Annotated in this window: 14 protein-coding genes; 4 read left to right on the forward strand and 10 right to left on the reverse strand. The window is 55.2% G+C overall.

The window, feature by feature from the left end; all coding sequences use genetic code 11:
• Positions 1–18 precede the first annotated feature (18 nt).
• The 3 genes from IEI95_RS15025 to IEI95_RS15035 form a co-directional block, all read right to left on the reverse strand.
• Positions 19–1,188: an acyltransferase family protein gene (locus IEI95_RS15025; protein WP_156536558.1), complete on the reverse strand. Its 1,170-nt coding sequence runs from the start codon at positions 1,186–1,188 to the stop codon at positions 19–21.
• A 315-nt stretch (positions 1,189–1,503) separates the two neighbouring features.
• Positions 1,504–1,908 carry a helix-turn-helix domain-containing protein gene (locus IEI95_RS15030; protein WP_156536557.1) on the reverse strand — a complete coding sequence of 135 codons (405 nt, stop codon included), beginning with the start codon at positions 1,906–1,908 and terminating at the stop codon, positions 1,504–1,506.
• A gap of 314 nt (positions 1,909–2,222) precedes the next feature.
• The gene (locus tag IEI95_RS15035) at positions 2,223–2,966 is read right to left on the reverse strand and encodes a helix-turn-helix transcriptional regulator (RefSeq protein ID WP_194416664.1); all 744 of its coding nucleotides are present in this window, start codon (positions 2,964–2,966) and stop codon (positions 2,223–2,225) included.
• Positions 2,967–3,276: 310 nt separating this feature from the next.
• Here IEI95_RS15035 and hisC point away from each other — a divergent pair, with 310 nt between their 5' ends.
• Positions 3,277–4,335: a histidinol-phosphate transaminase gene (gene hisC / locus IEI95_RS15040; RefSeq protein ID WP_156536555.1), complete on the forward strand. Its 1,059-nt coding sequence runs from the start codon at positions 3,277–3,279 to the stop codon at positions 4,333–4,335.
• Between the two features lie 2 nt (positions 4,336–4,337).
• Here hisC and IEI95_RS15045 read toward each other — a convergent pair whose 3' ends face one another.
• From IEI95_RS15045 to IEI95_RS15070, 6 genes are all read right to left on the reverse strand, one after another.
• Positions 4,338–5,228 carry a protein phosphatase 2C domain-containing protein gene (locus tag IEI95_RS15045; protein WP_156536554.1) on the reverse strand — a complete coding sequence of 297 codons (891 nt, stop codon included), beginning with the start codon at positions 5,226–5,228 and terminating at the stop codon, positions 4,338–4,340.
• 156 nt (positions 5,229–5,384) lie between these two features.
• Positions 5,385–7,112, reverse strand: coding sequence for a methyl-accepting chemotaxis protein (locus IEI95_RS15050; RefSeq protein ID WP_156536553.1), 1,728 nt, complete (start codon positions 7,110–7,112; stop codon positions 5,385–5,387).
• Between the two features lie 139 nt (positions 7,113–7,251).
• Positions 7,252–8,310 (reverse strand): ABC transporter ATP-binding protein, encoded by a 1,059-nt coding sequence (locus tag IEI95_RS15055; protein ID WP_156536552.1) that lies wholly within the window; start codon positions 8,308–8,310, stop codon positions 7,252–7,254.
• On the reverse strand, positions 8,307–9,158 hold the full coding sequence (locus tag IEI95_RS15060) for an ABC transporter permease (RefSeq protein ID WP_156536551.1): 852 nt from the start codon (positions 9,156–9,158) through the stop codon (positions 8,307–8,309). Before IEI95_RS15060 ends, IEI95_RS15055 begins: the two co-directional genes overlap by 4 nt.
• Positions 9,155–10,147, reverse strand: a complete 993-nt coding sequence (locus tag IEI95_RS15065; protein WP_156536550.1) for an ABC transporter permease — start codon at positions 10,145–10,147, stop codon at positions 9,155–9,157. Before IEI95_RS15065 ends, IEI95_RS15060 begins: the two co-directional genes overlap by 4 nt.
• A gap of 87 nt (positions 10,148–10,234) precedes the next feature.
• Complete coding sequence (locus IEI95_RS15070) at positions 10,235–11,293, reverse strand: ABC transporter substrate-binding protein (RefSeq protein ID WP_156536560.1); 1,059 nt, start codon at positions 11,291–11,293, stop codon at positions 10,235–10,237.
• 912 nt (positions 11,294–12,205) lie between these two features.
• Here IEI95_RS15070 and IEI95_RS15075 point away from each other — a divergent pair.
• From IEI95_RS15075 to IEI95_RS15085, 3 genes are all read left to right on the forward strand, one after another.
• Positions 12,206–13,777, forward strand: a complete 1,572-nt coding sequence (locus IEI95_RS15075) for an amino acid permease (RefSeq protein WP_194416665.1) — start codon at positions 12,206–12,208, stop codon at positions 13,775–13,777.
• Positions 13,778–14,093: 316 nt separating this feature from the next.
• Positions 14,094–15,239 carry an iron-containing alcohol dehydrogenase gene (locus IEI95_RS15080; protein ID WP_194416666.1) on the forward strand — a complete coding sequence of 382 codons (1,146 nt, stop codon included), beginning with the start codon at positions 14,094–14,096 and terminating at the stop codon, positions 15,237–15,239.
• A 176-nt stretch (positions 15,240–15,415) separates the two neighbouring features.
• A complete protein-coding gene (locus tag IEI95_RS15085) occupies positions 15,416–16,132 on the forward strand; it encodes an AAA family ATPase (protein WP_015916544.1) in 717 nt (238 codons plus the stop codon).
• An 87-nt stretch (positions 16,133–16,219) separates the two neighbouring features.
• On the opposite strand, the gene IEI95_RS15090 is transcribed toward IEI95_RS15085, so the two are convergent.
• The gene (locus tag IEI95_RS15090) at positions 16,220–17,557 is read right to left on the reverse strand and encodes a L,D-transpeptidase family protein (protein WP_194416667.1); all 1,338 of its coding nucleotides are present in this window, start codon (positions 17,555–17,557) and stop codon (positions 16,220–16,222) included.
• Positions 17,558–17,835 lie beyond the last annotated feature (278 nt).

Consider the following 17,835-nt stretch of genomic DNA (forward strand, 5'->3'; position numbering starts at 1 on the left):
CGCAGAAATGCTTTTATGTCACGCTGATCGTGTAACGGCAGCAGCCTGTGGCAAAACTTCCTTCTCTTCACCCTTCTGGGCCGTAAAGCTGAATTTCTTCCTTAGCCGCAGGATCGGTTTTTCAATGAAATGCCACGACCCCATGGCAATTACGGTTGCGATGGGAAGGGATATGGCAAAGTGCAGCCATGGGGATGTCAGCTTCGGAAACAGGTTCACCAGGGCCTGCTGAAAGGGATATCCATAGAGATAGATCCCGTAGGAATAATCTCCCCGATGGTAGATCGGGATGGGTGGAATGCGCACCATTCCGACATAGACGGTGAGATAGACCAGCATTGGCGCAAAAATGGTGCAGAGCGTGCTGCCGCTGACGTCAGGAAGCGCGAAAGAGGTGGCAATCGGAACGATGCAGGAGATAACTGCCAGCAGCCAGTGCTTCGGAATGAAGCGGCGGAACAGGAAGAACACCGATCCCAGCATGAAATTGACATAGAGCATCAGGCCGCGCAGGCCGATAAAGTGGTTAAGCAGGGTGTAGCCGGAGCTTTCGGGTGCAAAAAGACCGCCCATGCTCGAGGGGCTGATGTTTTCGACCTTCAGGGCGATGATGATCACGGCGACACATGCCGTCGCCACCAGTGCCATCATAGGGCGCTTTAGAAAGCCAAAAATGATCAGCGCAGACATGATGGCATAGCAACCGATCTCATAGGGAACGGTCCAGAGAGAGCCATTCACGGTGGCCGGAAAGGGATTGTGCTCGAAGACGCCCGGTAGGACATAATGGATAACGCCAAATATATTGGCGAAATAGGCCCAGAATTCATAGGACTGAAAATAGGTCGGCAGGCTGACCGTGGTAAACAGTGGACCGAGGATCAGGGCAGCAAACACAATGTCGACCGCAAGAGCGGGCACGATCCTGATGCCGCGATTGAGCAGGAAGTCCTTCAGGCGCAGGCGGATGGCGCTGCCGGTAATCAGAAAGCCGCTCAGCGCAAAAAACATCGGCAGGATAGCAGCCTGCAAGACCGTGATTCCGGGCTGCGAAAACTGATATTTTTCACCTTCGGCAATCAGGAACGAATGGTCGAGTAAAACCATGACTGCCAAGAAAATTCGCAGAAAATCAAATCCCGGACCGATGCCTCGATGCTCATCCAAGACAGAACCAATCGACTTCATCTGAAATACCTCGATTACAAAAGACTAGAATTAGTTATATTGTAAAACTGATATGAACTAATTCGTTATTTGATCAATTAATTTCCATATTCAGGAAAATACTGTTCAAATTTTGATCGATATATTTAGTTGAAGTTTTTGATACTGCAATTTCGTGGGAAGGGGGCTGCTTTGCCCAAGCGATGGACCAGAAAATGTACGGTGCTCAGGCCTCGGCGCTGCCATCAAATGCCGGGACTAAACAGTTAGGCCTGGTATTTTACCGGCTTAAGGAGCTTGGAGGTGCGCGGACTTTGCCGCCGTGCCGGCCTAGCTCTAACGGGCAGATGCAATCTGCTCGATAATGGAAATAATGATTTTGCGTGTATTGGAGTTTTTAATGCTGGCGAAACATGTGTTGAGTTCAAGCGCGTCTGAACGCGATGTCGCTTTCACCAGATCTGTCAGCTCGCTTGTGGTATCCTTGGGCGGTGCCACGGCACTATCGGCTGTATAGAAAAAATCGGGGTCCATTCCCAAGAGAGTGGCTGCAGCGGCAAGTCTGCTGGCGCTCATGCCGTTGATGCCCTTTTCATATTTATGCAGCTGTTGGAATGTCACCCCCAGTTCTCTTGCAACGTCGGCTTGGCTCATCCCCTTATTCTTGCGGGCGCTTTTCAAACGTTCACCCGCCAGAATGTTATAATCGTGCACGTCTGGTGTTTTTTTGAGCAATGTCATTGGCTATCTCAATACATTACAGCGGAAATTATCTCATGTTTCGATCTGTGTTTTACAATATGATCGATGGTCAAAAAATGAGAGAATATTGTCGGCTGTCCGTCCTATTTTAAGACGTAATATTGTAAATTGTGTTTATTTTTTGAGCTTGCTAATCAATTATCGGGATTTTATGTGTTGAAAACCTTAGGTAGAATTTTTTAATCAGCGTTTTAATCATTTGAACGGTTGATTTTGGCGTAAGTATTGAAAATTTTAAATAATACAAAAAATTTGAAATCCGCGTAGTAGAGGAAAAGCCACCTTGACAGATTTCAGCATATCAATTTTTGCCGGAAGGCTTCTGCAATGGCGTGTGATCTGCTGACGGCGCCGAGTTTCATCATGATATTGCCAACATGCTTGGTCACGGCCTTTTCGGAGACTCCGAAAATCACGCTGATTTCCCAATCCGTCTTGCCATTGGCAATCCAGCCGATGACTTCCCTTTCCCTCGGGGTCAGTCGAGTGGTCTGTTTCTGGTTTGCGCCATATAGTTCTAGCGCGCGTGCGAAGACGAGGCTTGCGATCAGCGCCATGCCGGTTCTTGCCTGGGGTGAATCATCGATGTCGCTGCCGGCGAATGTGACACCAGCGCAGCGTCCGTCCAGGGATAGGATGGGGAGAGTGAAGCCATTGCTGACAAAAAACTCCTTGGCCTGATCCATCAGCCATTTTTCGTCACGGCTTATAGGTAATGTTTTGGAAAAATCCGACCAGACAAAGGAGGGTTCCGAGTTGACGATGTGTCGGATGGCAGGGTCTTGAAATGCAAGGTTGTCGCGAAAATAAAGATGCGACCATTCGTCAGGCCAGTCTGCAAGTAAAATACCCTGCATTTGCTGGCTGGGTAGCATTCCGATTTCTGGTGGAAATCCTATAACGATATTTTTAACACCGTATCGGCTTGTCGCATGTTTTGTTAAATCTACAAGATTTTTGACTGTGTCTGTTTGCTTTATTTGAGATAGAAATGATAGGGTTTTATCAAGGTTTGGCGATGTCATGTCTTCAGTCATGGCTACCCCCATTTTTTAATGGGTTTATATTACTTGTTTTGTGTGAAAATTATATAAGACATACTATCAAAAAAAGTCAAACCCCGCGAGAGAGGATCATTTTGGCTTAAGCTTTTGGGTTGTGAGCGCAGTCGCCATTGAACCTGGTGAATAGTGTTTTTCTTGCGGCATTCGAACCGGCGGCAATGCCGAAAGCGGTATGATGCATCAGCATCTCCGGTGCCTTGGCATCAATCTCCGCCTGAGATATCAAAAATGAAAATTGATTGCCGCCGCACTCTATTCTTCCTTCTATCCGTGGAGAATTTCCATGAGCAGATTCTGGAGCCCGATCGTTCGATCCCTGATGCCTTATGTGGCGGGCGAACAACCCGCCATCAGCGATCTGGTCAAGCTGAACACCAATGAAAGCCCTTACGGTCCTTCGCCGCATGCGATTACCGCGATGCGACAGGCAGTGGATGACACGCTTCGGCTTTACCCCGATCCGACTGGCCTGCCGCTTCGCCATGCGATTGCCAAGAGCCACAATCTCGACCCGGGCGAGGTGTTTGTCGGTAATGGTTCCGATGAGGTCTTGGCGCATACGTTTCAGGCCCTGTTGAATCACGATAAGCCGCTGCTGTTTCCGGATGTCAGCTATAGTTTCTACCCAACCTATTGTCGGCTCTATGGTATCGATTTCCGGGAGGTTGCCTTGGACGATGCCATGCGAGTGCGGATTGAGGATTACCGGCAGCCGTGTGGGGCGATCATCCTGCCCAATCCCAATGCACCGACGGGTATTGCCCTGTCGCTTTCGGAGATTGAAACTCTCGTGCGTGACCATCCCGATCAGGTGGTGGTGATTGATGAGGCCTATGTGGATTTCGGTGCGGACAGCGCCATTCCACTGGTCAAAACCTATCCGAACCTGTTGGTGGTTCAGACCTTTTCGAAATCGCGGGGCCTTGCCGGATTGCGGGTTGGCTTTGCTGTTGGGCAACGGGCGCTGATCGAGGCCTTGGAGCGGGTCAAGGACAGTTTCAATTCCTATCCGCTCGACCGGCTGGCGCTTGCTGGGGCCGTTGCCTCCTGGGAAGACCGGGAATGGTTCGAGCGTCACCGCGATCTGGTTGTCGCCAGCCGGGAGCGTCTCTCCCTCGGTCTTCAGGAGTTGGGTTTCGAGGTCCCGCCATCCTCAGCCAATTTTGTGTTTGCCCGGCATTCGGACCGGAGTGGTGCGGATCTTACATTGGCGCTGCGACAAAAATCCGTGCTGGTGCGCAATTTTCAAAAGCCACGGATCGGTGATTTTCTACGCATCAGCATCGGCACGGATGCCGAATGCGACCGGCTACTGGGGGCTCTAAGAGAGATATTCGGCTAAGCTTAACGATCGATCCGGCAGAGGATCGCCGTCGTGTCGCCACTTTGCTTGAAGCGCGGAAATTGTAGCCCGTCTGGATCGACCTCGCGTTCCAGATGTCGCAATTCGGTGACCAGGGCCTTCAATCCGGCGGTAGCGGCGCGTTTGACCAGACCGGCAGGATCATAGGCCTGGTATAGGCTGACGAGATCGGCCAGCCCATCCGAGCAGATTAGCGCGGTGGCGCCCGTCTCGATGGTCAGGGCTGTACGAACCAGATGATCGGCGGCATCCGGCACCAGGCCAAGCGACCATATCCAGCCGTCCGATGTGTTTTGCTTTTCTCTGGTGCGGCGGAGTTCTTCCAAAGTTTGCGGATCATTGGCGGCCATGCCGCTTGCGCCGATGCCGCCCAGCCGCTCCACATGGGCGCGGGCGGCTTGCTGTTCACGCTCGAATGCATCCGGCAGGGCCATATGAGTTTCCACCCGGCCATCATCATGCAGAAGGTAGAGCACGCTATCGCCAAGGCCAATGAATTGCGCACCATCAGGCGTTACCCGCAAGGCGGCAAGAGCCGCCAGCGGCCAGGCGTAGCGGGGCTGGTCACCTGCGGCTGCGGTAAAAAGCTCATGGGCGTCGAAAGCGATGGCGCGGATCACCTCGGTGACATTGGTGTCGCAGGTTAGTTCCGTGGTCAGCCGCTTTGCCGCAAACTGGGCGATCCAGGCAGCGTCGGAACCGTAACCGTCCATGAACTGGTCATCGCCCAGCCCGGTTGCGCCGTCGAGCACGAAGGCGGCCTGCTCGTTATATCCTAGTCTGTCCTCGTTGCTGCGGTCGCTTTTTCCCGGATCGCTGATCGTGTCGATGATGGCCAGGGCAGGGGTGGTCAAGGCTGGCTTGGCAGACATAGGCACTCTTTCGTTCAGCCGCAGCTTGGAAGATGCGCGAAAATTGGCCTATCGCCTCACGGACCGCAAAATAAAAATGCCGAAAACGAAACACACTGCCGATGTTTTCGCCAATGTGTTGCTGAAAGGTGGTGTGCTGGCTCAAAGGTCTTTCAGTCAGGCTGCGGACCGGTTGTTTTGCCGCCTGCTGCCTTCGCGCATCGCAGCGGAGCTTTCCGGCCCACGGATCGTTGATCGTCTGTTCAGCTGGAACCGGCTGGCCAGTTCTGTCAGCTTGGCAGCGCCGCTGGAAAGCGCGTCGCTGATGGTGTTGATCGTATTGACCATGCCGGCGTTCTTTTGCGTCATCTGATCCAGCGCATTCACTGCGGAACTGATTTCGCCAAGGCTGGTGGATTGCTTTATTGCGGCTGTGGCAATGGCCTCGATATTGTCATCGATGGACTGAACGAAGGATTCGATCCGGTTCAGAGCACTGCCTGTTTCCCCGACCAAACGCACACCGTCTTTTACTTCATTGCTGGATTTGCCGATCAGCTCCGAGATTTCCTTGGCGGCCTTGGCGGAACGCTGGGCCAGTTCGCGCACTTCTTGTGCCACGACAGCAAAGCCCTTGCCGCTTTCGCCGGCACGGGCGGCCTCCACGCCCGCGTTCAAGGCCAGGAGATTGGTCTGGAAGGCGATTTCATCGATGACGCTGATGATGTTGCTGATTTCCTTCGAAGCACCCTCGATGCGGCTCATCGCGTCCACCGTCGAGTTGACGACTTTCACGGATTCGGTCGCTGCCTGACGCGCATCACGCACCAGATCTCTGGTGTTCTTGGTGCTCGCACTGGATTGATTAACGACAGTGGTAATGTCCTCCAATGCGGCTGAGGTTTGCTCAAGTGCGGCGGCCTGTTGTTCAGAGCGTTGGGCGAGACTCGTGGAGCTTTCCTGGACTTCCCGGCTGTTGGCGGCCACGGATGCCGTTTCCGTCAGCACCTGTACAAGTGTCTCCTGAAACTTGCTGATCGACATGTTGAAGTGTTTGCGCAGGTGGTCGAAGGTCGGAATGAACGGTTCGTCGATTGTCATGCGGATATTGCAGTTTGAAAGACGTTCCAGACCGGCAGCGATGGCGTCGATGGCTTTGACGCGGCCAGTCACATCGGTTGCGAATTTCACAACCTTAATGACTTTCCCCTTTTCATCGAAAATTGGATTGTAGGTGGCTTGAATATGAACGTGTTTTCCACCGTTGCCGATGCGCAGAAATTCGTTGCTCTGATATTCGGCGGCAGCAAGGCTGCGCCAGAATTGCTTGTATTCAGGCGAGGCAGCATAGGCGGGTTCGCAGAACATCGAATGATGCTTGCCGACGATTTCGCTTAAGCTGTAGCCCAATGTTTTGCAGAAATTCTCGTTGGCTGTGAGAATCTGGCCGGTTGGCGTGAATTCAATGACGGCTTGAGAGCGCATCAGCGCATCAATCTTGCCGTCACTGTCCATGGTCTTGGTCTTCGCAGCCGTTATGTCGGTTGCGATTTTCACGACCTTGTAGGGCTTTTTGCCCCGAAAAACCGGATTGTAACAGGCTTCGATCCAGATCGATTCCCCGGTCTTGGTCAATCGTTTGTACTGCCCTTGATCGAACTGACCGGAGCCGAGTTTCGCCCAGAACTCTGCATAGGCTGGATTTTTCACGTCTTCGGGATCGACAAAAATCCGGTGGTGCTTTCCGACGATCTCCGATCTTTTATAGCCGATCGCTTTGCAGAAATTTTCATTCGCATCAAGGATATTGCCATTGAGGTCAAATTCAATAATGGCCTGGGACCGATTGACGGCTTCCAAAACGCCTTTATTGTCCGCACCGAAGCCAAACGACAACAGTCCCATTTAAGATGCCTCCTACGTGATGAGGCTTTATATTTGATTTCTATTGATAATGCGTAAACACATGAATTAGCATGTTTAAATTCAATTCATGGGTGGACTTTTGCGCTCTGTCAATTCTGGGTATGGTGCGGAAAGATCATCAATCCGCCACCACCATCAGGTCGTCACCTGCAAATTTCAGGGTGACAGTTTCGCCAATCACTGCCGGCGTAACGCCCGGATCGTTGAACATGTCGAAGGACAGGGTGGCGCCGCCGACATCCAGCCGGGTACGGATCACCGAGCCGAGAAAATGGCTTGATGTGACTTTGCCGCTGATCCGCACATCGCCCTTGGCGCCTTCGGCGGGCGATCCTGCCTCTGGGCGCAAAGCCACGGTGACGGTTTCACCATTGGTCTTGCCCAGCGGCTTTTTCAGGCTCACCTGCTGGTCGCCGATCAGGATTGTATTTGTGGATGTATCCGTGACCTTTGCGTCAATCAGGTTGAGCGTGCCGACGAAGGAGGCAACGAAGCGGGTCTGGGGATGGTTGTAGATTTCCGATGGTGTGCCGATCTGGTCGGCGCGACCGCCATTCATCACCACGATCCGGTCGGAAATTGATAGGGCCTCTTCCTGGTCATGGGTCACGAAGACAGTGGTGATACCAAGCTGACGCTGGATCTGGCGGATCTCCTCGCGCAACGACACGCGGATCTTGGCATCCAGCGCCGACAGCGGCTCATCCAGCAGCAGAACCTGCGGCTTTGGTGCCAGTGCCCGGGCCAGCGCGACGCGCTGCTGCTGGCCGCCGGACATCTGGTAGGGATAGCGCTCGGCCAGATGATCCAGATGGATCAGCTTCAGCATTTCCATCACCCGGCTGTGGATTTCCGCTTTGGGCTTTTTGGCGATCTTCAGGCCGAAGGCGACGTTGTCGAATACATTCATATTGGGAAACAGCGCATAGGCCTGGAAGACCATGCCGATCCGGCGTCGATTGGGCGGCAGTTTCGTTACATCCTGTCCGTCGATGACAATCGAGCCGGAGGAGGGCGTTTCAAACCCGGCCACCATGCGCAGAACGGTTGTCTTGCCACAGCCGGACGGTCCCAGGAAGGAGATGAACTCGCCTTTATTCACCGGGAGATCGAATTCCTTGACGACGGTATTGGCAGCGAAACTCTTGCTGACCGCTGCGATCCTGAGGAAACTCATCGGGTTGCACTCCTTGGGGGCATGGAAGAGGACATCGGGGCCTGGCGTATCATACGGCGTGGCAACCAGCGCTGTCCGGGTTTTTTATTGGCGAATAATTGCATCAGGACCATGCAGCCCCAGGTGAGCGCGAAGGACAGAACGGCGAGCGCTGCCGGTTCATAGGCGCGGTCCTGGCCCATCTTGACCATATAGGGGCCGAAGGCCGGGCGATTGAGCAGGCTGGCGAAGACGAATTCGCCCAGCGAGATCGAAAAGGTCAGAAAGGCGCCGGACACAATGGCCGAGCGGACATTGGGGAAAATCACCTCGGCAATGGTGCGCAGCCGCGATGCGCCGAGGCTTTCGGCGGCTTCCGTCAGAGTGGTGATGTCGATGGCGGCCATGCCATTGTCGACGGCCCGAAACATATAGGGCAAGGACAATGTGACGTAGCCAATCACCAGCAGGATATTGGTGCCGTTTTCCGACATGGTGAGCGGCAGATAGGAATTGGAACCAAACAACCGGATATAACCGAACACCAGCACGACGGGCGGAATGATCAGCGGCAGGAGGCTGACGAACTCGACGATTGGCCGCAGTTTCGGCAGACGCAGCCGCACCCAATAGGCGGTGGGCACGACGATGACGGCACCGACCACAATCGCCATCAGCGAGGCAAAGGCCGAGTAGCCAAGGGTGGACAGAAACTCGTCGCTGGAAAACACCGAACGGTAAGCGGCAAAGCTCCACTGGCCCCGCAGCATTTGCAGGGAAAACTGGAATGTCGCATAGAGCGGAACGAGGAAATAAGCGGCGGCGACAAGGACGATGACGGTCGAGACCAGCGGAAAGGGCTTTTTCATTTTTGCCACCGTTCGGCGCGGCTGCGCAGGATAAGATAGAGGGTGTTGGTGACGGCCATGATGGCCACCATGCCAACCGCCAGCGCATAGCCAAGATTGGGATTGTAGAGCACATTGCCTTGAATCTGCTGGTAAAGCACGATGGGCACCACGCCGAAGCTCGAGCCGGTCAGGGCATAGACGGTGACCAGCGTGCCAAAGGCATTGGCAAACAGCAGCAGGAAACAGCCGAGAATGGAGGGGGTCAGCACTGGCAGGGCGACCATTTGCCAATATTGGCGGCGGGTGGCGCCGAGAATTTCCGCCGCTTCGCGCCATTCGCCCTTTAAGCCGTCGAGGGCAGGAGTGATGATCAGAACCATCAGCGGCAGCTGGAAATAAAGGTAGGTGATCGCCAGGCCCCAGAAGGAGAACAGGCTGAAGCCCGTGCCATAGAGGTTGAAGCCGAACATGTCACGCAACAGAACGGTGACAAGGCCCAACCGGCCGAGCGTTGCTATGAAGGCGAAGGCCAGCGGAATACCAGCGAAGTTCGAGGCAACGCCAGAAAAGGTCATGAAGGCCGTGCGCACCCAGCGCGGCAGGCCACCGAGAATAATGGCATAGCCCACCAGAAGACCAGCCATGGCGCCAAGACAAGCTGCGGCCAGGCTCAGGCGCAGCGACAGGGAATAGGCGGCCATGATATTGGGTGTGGCCAGGCTGATGAAATTCTCCAGCGTGAAATCACCCGCCGGATTTTGAAACGAGCCTTTGACCAGATAAAGGATCGGGCCGATCAGAAACAGAACGGCAAACAGGAAAAACGGCAGCACACCCAGCCAATCCCAGTTTACCCGGCTTTTGGGGCGAGGTGCTGGTTGCTGTCTGGAGCCTTCGACGATGGGTAGGCTGGGCAGGGGGGCGTTGAGCGTCGGTGCACTGGGCCTGGATGAATTTGGCACGGATGCACTGGCTGGCGAATGAAGCTCGGTCTCCGCAACGGTCATGCCACTTTTTCCCTTCAAATTAGGCACGCAGGCCGGTAAAAACCGGCCTGCGCAAAGGTGGAGTGAAATTTCAGCATTGGCGCTAACTTATTGCGCGCCCATCTGCTTTGCCCAATCGGCGGCAACCACTGCCTTGGCAGCGGACTGTTCGTCCAGAGTGGGGAAGATCGCCTTGGCATAGCCTGCGGCATCCGGCATCTTGTCGAGCAGGGCCTGCGGAATCTTCTTCTTTTCAGCCAGATCGTTGAAGCGGATCGGATGGCAATAGCCAGCCAGCCAGCCGAGCTGACCTTCGTCGGAATAGAGATATTCCATCCACAGCTTGGCAGCGTTCGGATGTGGCGCGAAGGCCGAAATCGCCTGAACGTAAACGCCGGCGATGACCGAATCCGAGGGAACGACAACGTCCATCGGCGGGTTGCCAGCCAGCTTGTCGCGCATGGCAAGCACGTTATAGTCCCAGTCGAACAGGATCGGCGTGGTACCCTGCGCCATGTTCTGGGCCGAGCCGTTGACCGGCACGAGATTGCCCTTTTCCTTCAGCGACTTCATGAACTCGATGCCTGCCTTGGCGGCATCGGCACCAGTCTTGCCGGACTGCGCGACGCCAGCGGCATATACCGTCATCATCGAGCTATTGCCGGTGCGTGGATCGCCAGGCATGGCAACGGAATTGGCATATTTGGAAGCGGTCAAGTCGGCAAAGCTCTTCGGCACATCCTTGACGATATCCTTGTTCACACCGATGGCCAGAACGCCGTAATAATCGCCATACCAATAGCCGTCGGCATCCTTGGCCGAAGCCGGGATCGAATCCCAGGTGGAGACCTTGTAAGGCTGAACGAGACCGTCTTTCTTGGCAGCAGGACCGAAGGACAGGCCGACGTCGATAACATCGGGAGCCTGCGGGCCGGTATTGCCCTTATTGGCCTTGATCGCTTCGATTTCGTCGCCGGAACCTGCATTCGGGTTCAGTTCGTTGACCTTGATCTCAGGGTATTTTTTCTTGAAACCAGCGATCACATCGCCATAGCCGCACCAGTCATGGGGCAGGGCGATGGTGGTCAGCATGCCTTCTTTTTTGGCAGCTGCGATCAGCTCGGCGCTTGGCTCGGCGCTCGCATAGGCGGCCGATGCGACGACCATGGCGGTCGAGAGGGAAAGAATGCGGTGCAAACGGATGTTCACGGGTGTCCTCCTTGTGGATCTGCAAATCTTCGATCTGCAAAATTGTCTGCGGTAAGCCGAGCGACTGCATAGGGGGCGCAGATGATAGTTATGTGACGGATAGGGTGGGTGAGCACTGCTATAACGGGCATATCTTCAAGTATTTCTGCAACGGTATTCTTGGAGACAATCTGCGGTATCGCTGATAGCACGGATGACCCGGCCGAGCAGGTAAAAGCCATGACCCTGGATTTTGCGCGCGCTGCTGCTGAGATGACAGGTATCTGCAAGCGTCGATTGTTCCCCTCCGGTCTTTGCCGGTTTATTGCGCAAAGATAAGACGACAGAGGGTCATCGAGTCAATCTGCCCCAACTGGAAAAAATGACTTTTCCCTGTTCAGCCTAAGGCAACATCGGGAAACTGGCGCTTAGTTCCTTGATTTAAAAAAGAAAATAAGTTCTTTGTCTCGAAGATTCAGTCCTTTGGCTTTGTTGTGCAGGCAGGCCCGTGGGGTACTCGTTGTCATTCGCGCCTCTGTGCCTGTGCAAATAGCGGGGTTTCATGAAGCGCTTTTCCAGCATTCCCTGTTGTTACGACGGTTGCAGGCTGGGGAATGACGCGAACAGGCATGTGAATTGCATTGGCATTTGAAAAGCTGGAGATTGATTTTTTTCTCGACTGCAATTGATTTTAGGCAAAGACTAAAAACAGGGGCCTGCATCACAGGATCGTGACGGGTCTCCAAGCCATTCGGCCATGCCGGTCCGGCTCAAGATAACAAGATCCAAAGGGAGCAGCGAAGACTGCGTGCGGCTTGCAACGGTAACAACCGGCAAACCGAAAGGCAGAGGCTGCCGAGGTGTTTTGCCTCGGCTTAACTGGGGGTCATCATGACCGGTTATAGCGACGTCGATAAGCAGGAAGACCTGCATATCCTCCATTCCATGGGCTATGCGCAGGAGCTGGAGCGGCGCATGAGTTCGTTTTCGAACTTTGCGATTTCCTTCTCGATCATTTGCATTCTGTCCGGCGGCATCAATTCGCTGGCCCAGGCGACATCCGGGGCCGGTGGGGCGGCCATCGGCATCGGCTGGCCGTTGGGCTGCCTGATTTCCGGCGTTTTCGCGCTCGGCATGGCACAGATTGCCTCGGCCTATCCCACGGCGGGCGGGCTTTACCATTGGGGTTCGATCCTCGGCAACCGGTTCACCGGCTGGGTGACGGCCTGGTTTAACCTGATCGGTCTGGTCACTGTGCTCGGTGCCATCAATGTCGGCACCTGGGGCTTTTTCGCCGGATCGATTGCCGGCTGGTTCGGCATCAATGTCGATACGACGACGGCAGGCGGCTTTGCCAATCAGATCCTGTTCGTGGCGGCGATCACAGCGGCGCAGGCGCTGATCAACCATCTCGGCATCAAGCTCACCGCCAAGCTGACCGATCTCTCAGGTTATCTGATCTTAATCACCGCCATCGCCTTGACAATCGTCTGCCTGATCGGCGTGAAAACCTGGGATTTCTCTCGCATCTGGACCTTCACCAATTATTCCGGCACGCCGGCTGGCGATGCGCCAGTCTGGCCGCAGACCGGCAGTGTCTGGTATATTTTTGCCCTCAGCCTGCTTTTGCCGATCTATACGATCACCGGCTATGATGCTTCGGCCCACACGTCTGAGGAAACTATCAAGGCTTCGGAATCGGTGCCGAAGGGGATTATTTCCTCGGTCTTCTGGGCATCGCTGTTCGGCTACATCATGTTGCTGGCCTTTCTCCTGGCTATTCCCGATATGAATGAAGCCGCAGCCCAGGGCTGGAACGTGTTCTTCTGGACGTTGAACAGCGTCACCCACCCGGTTGTCGCCAATATCCTGTATCTGGCGATTTTCATCGCGCAGTTCATTTGCGGTCTGGCAACCGTCACCTCGGTGTCGCGGATGATCTATGCCTTTTCGCGTGATGGCGGCCTGCCTGCCTCCAAGGCGCTTTCCAGCGTCAGCCCAAGGTTCCGCACCCCGGCGACAGCCATCTGGGTCGGGGCTGTGCTGTCGGTGCTGTTTGTCTGGGGTGCCTCGCTTGTCACCATTGCTGGGGCCTCGGCCTATACGATTGTCGTGTCCTGCACGGTGATTTTCCTGTTCCTGTCCTTCGCCATTCCGATCGTGCTCGGTATGAAGGTGATCGGTACGGCGAAATGGCCGAAAATGGGACCGTGGAATATGGGGATCGGCGCTTACCGGTTTGTCGGTCTGCTGGTCATCCTGGCCATGGTTGCCATCTTTATCATCGGGGTGCAGCCGCCCAACCAGTGGGCGCTGTATATCACTGTCGGTTTTCTGGCGCTGACGGCGCTGATCTGGGTTCTGTTCGAGCAGCGTCGCTTCAAAGGCCCGCCGATTGGCGATGAAGTGGCAAAGCGGCAGGCGGAAATTGCCGCTGCGGAAAAAGCTGTCGGCCAAGCCTGAATAGCCTGACCTGATACGAAGAGGGGTCGCCCGGATCGGCGGCCTCTGTTTATCTAAATGAAAGCGTGAGATTGTTTTCTTTTGAAATTTGAAATTGTGGTGGCGAAGCCACCGATTTTCCCTTTTTGATTAGTAGTTATTTATATTAGATACCCTACCATGGCCGTTGTGGGTGAGGAGGAAAGCCCGCATTCGGGAGGTTCAAATTCTCTGAGGTTTGCACTGGTCAGACGCAAGCAGCGGCATGACCCGCGCTAATCCTTTTTGCCTTTTCCGATCCCCTCTTCGATCCTCCGGTGGAAGGAGTGATGCGATCATGAAAATCTTTGCGAATTGGAGTTATCCGACCGACATCAGGGTCGGGCGCGGTCGGATAGAAGAGCTGGGTGAGGCCTGCAAATCCTTGGGCATGCGCAATCCTTTGCTGGTCACTGACCGTGGGCTGGCAGCGCTGGCGATTACCAGGGTGGCGCAGGAAACGTTGAGTGACGCAGGGCTTGAGCATGCGCTGTTTGCCGATGTCGATCCCAACCCGACGGAGCTTAATCTGGAAGCCGGGCTTGCGGCCTTCCGGCAAGGCGGTCATGACGGTGTCGTTGCCTTTGGCGGAGGCTCCGGCATTGATCTTGGCAAATGCGTGGCGTTCATGGCGGGGCAGACCCGCCCGGTCTGGGATTTCGCTGCTGGCACTGAGGGCTGGCGTGATGCCAACGAGGCGGCAATCCTGCCGGTGGTGACCGTGCCGACCACCGCGGGAACCGGTGCCGAAGTGGGGCGTACCTGCGTAATCACCAATACAGTCACCCACGTCAAGACCGCGATCTTTCATCCGAAAATGCTTCCGGCAATTGTCATTTGCGACCCGGAACTGACAGTCGGCATGCCGAAGTCCATCACCGCTGGCACCGGCATGGATGCCTTCGCCCATTGCCTGGAAGCCTATTGTTCGCCGGTCTACCATCCGCTCGGCCAGGGTATTGCTATCGAGGGGATGCGGTTGGTCAAGGAATTTCTGCCCAAAGCCTATCGTGATCCGGTGGATCTGGAAGCCCGGCTCAACATGATGTCGGCGGCGGTCATGGGGTCGATTGCCCTGCAAAAGGGGCTGGGGGCCATTCACGCGCTGTCGCACCCGATCGGCGCGGTCTATAATACCCATCATGGCACAACCAATGCGGTGTTGATGCCGATGGTGGTGTCTTTCAACCGCAAGGCCATAGAGCGCAAGATCGAGAAACTGGCGGGCTACCTGGAAATCCAGGGCGGCTTCGATGGTTTCCATGATTTTCTGATGGTGTTTCGTGAGGATCTCGCCATTCCTCATAATCTGAGCGAGCTTGGCGTGCCGGGTGACCGGCTGGACGATCTGGCTGCCATGGCGATCCGCGATGCAAGTGCCGCGAGCAATCCTGTCAAGATGACTTTGGAAAATACCACCGCATTGCTGGCGGAATGTTTTTGAAAATCTGGCTCCAGCTTACGGCAAGCAAGGTAACCTAGAATTTCATTCACAAGAACTGATATATGTCATTTGCTATTTATTAACCATTTTTAGCAAGGATGTATTAACCGGGCGCCATGAATAGCCGGGTGCCTGTTAGAGCGATGAGTGGCTCAATCATAGCATCGAGGACACCAATGCCAGTCATCTCATTTGCCAATGCCAAGGGCGGCGCAGGTAAAACCACCGCAGCTCTATTGCTTGCCACAGAACTTGCTCATCAGGGCTACCGGATCTGTATTCTCGATGCCGATCCGCAACGCTGGATTACCCAATGGTCGGAAGCCGCGGGTTTGCAGCACAATATCGAAGTCATTTCCGAAGTAAGCGTTGGGTCGCTGCAGGGCCATATCCGGGAAGGCCGCAAAACTGCCGATTACGTTATCATCGATCTGGCCGGTGCGCGGGACGCCATCGTCACCATGGCGATCGGACTTTCCGACCATGTGATGATCCCTGTTCAGGGTTGTGCCATGGACGCCAAGGGAGCCGCCCAGATCCTCGACCTGATCGAACAGATGCGGATCGCCGGTAATCTTGTCATCCCGCATTCGGTGGTTCTGACACGGGTTGCCTCGATGGTGACGACACGGGCACTTCTCGCCATAAAGGGCCTGTTGGCGGCGCGTGGGGTGAATGTTATCAATACTCCGATTGCCGAGCGCAACGCCTTCCGCGATATTTTCGAGACCGGTGGTACTGTCTATTCGATGGACCCGGCCAAGGTCAGCAATCTGGATAAGGCGCAGGACAATTCACGCGCCTTTGCTGCTGAAGTCGTGCATCTGCTTCCGGTAAAAGTGGTGCGCAGCCTGCGCCCGCGCCTTTTGCGGCTGATCGGCGATGCCGCCTGAGACTTATAACTGATAGAAGCCACATAAAAACGCCCCGCTACGACAACCGTCGGCGGGGCGTTATCTGTTGCGTAAAACTTCCTGCACTCAGTCCACGAATTCCACAGTGACGCCCGGCTGCACCATCTTGGCGAGTTCCGTTGCATCCCAATTGGTCAGGCGGATACAGCCATGGCTCTGGGTGCGACCGATCTTCGAAGGCTCCGGCGTGCCGTGGATGCCGTAGGTGGGCTTGGACAAGGCAATCCAGACGGTACCAACAGGACCATTCGGGCCTGGCGGAATATTCAGCACCTTGTCATTGGCGCCCTGCTGGAAATTGACTTTCGGATTATAGGTATAGCCGGGATCGAAGGCGACGCGCTGCACCTGCACGGTGCCGGATGGCGATGGCGTGTCATTGGAGCCGATGCTGGCCGGATAGGCGGTGATCAACTGACCATCCTCGCCGTAAGCCAGAACCTGTTTGCGGCCCTTGTCGGCAACGATGCGGGCAACCCGTCCACTATGGGGCTGGCCGATGCTGACCACTTTGACCGTGCTGCCGGGAACAGTGAAATCGACACCGGGATTGAGTGCCTTCAGATAGCCCTCATCCATATGGAATTTCTCAGCCAGCATTTCCGTCGTGGATGTATAGCCAAGCGACGGCATCGCAGCCTTCTGGCTGTAATCCTCGGGGATTTCAGCCACATAGGGACCTGCAGCGTCGGCAGCGGTCAGCGTATAGCTGGTGAAGGGCAGGCCGCCATTCATCCGCAGCCGCTCCATGATGGCGTCAGTGTCGTTAGGGTTCAGCGTTTCGCCGGTCTTCTGCTGCCAGGCTTCCAGAGCCTTTTGAACGTTCATGCCCATATGGCCGTCGATAGCGCCTGGGGAAAATCCTTCGCGGGCAAGAAAGACCTGAAGCGCGGTGATTTCCGGCTTGGCCTTGCCGCTGCTGCCAAGCGTCGACGGTGCTGCGGTCGAAGGAGAGGCCGGCCGCGCCAAGGCATCGTCGCTCACCGAAGGATCGTGGTTGACGTTTTGTGGGTAGCCTTGATCGAGGGATTGGCGCTCAACGGGTTGGTCCCCGGGAATGCCGCCGGTCGCCATGTCCTCGTCGTCATAGCCGCCGCCAGAAGGAGCTGGCGGATAATAATCATTGGGATAGCGGTTACGGTCGGCACGGCCATACACCATGTCGGCAGGCATTTCCGTGGCGATCAGATTGCCGGAGCGGTCAATCAAAACCGTGCGGCCCATGCGGTCGCGGCTGATCATCACCGAGCCTTGTTCGGGTACGAAATCCAGAACTTCTCCCGAGGGCGTAATCAGCACGGTATTCGCGTTCTGCCCCGTATAGGGGCTGCGCGCCAGCGCGGGCTGCGACACGGTTGAGAGAAGCGCGACGACGATGAGACCAGTTTTCCAAAGCGGCTGCACGGGTGATCTTTCCGGTTGGTTTCTTGCATAACGCCCCAAACCCTATCCGGTTCAGGGGAAATCGAGGCGCTCGCGCCAAAGCATGGACAATTGCTTATCATGCGCTGAAACACCGTAATTTTGACGCTAATATGGAAAAATGAAAACGAAGTGAAGAAACTGTTAAACCCGTGCGCATCGCTCCAGATGGACGCCCCAGCCAAGCTTGGAGAAATCGTTGCATAAACAACGTGCTAACGCATGGTAGGACGAACCACGTGAATACATCAGTCCATCAA

The organism is Agrobacterium vitis, assembly GCF_014926405.1.
GTDB classification, from domain to species: Bacteria; Pseudomonadota; Alphaproteobacteria; order Rhizobiales; family Rhizobiaceae; genus Allorhizobium; species Allorhizobium vitis_H.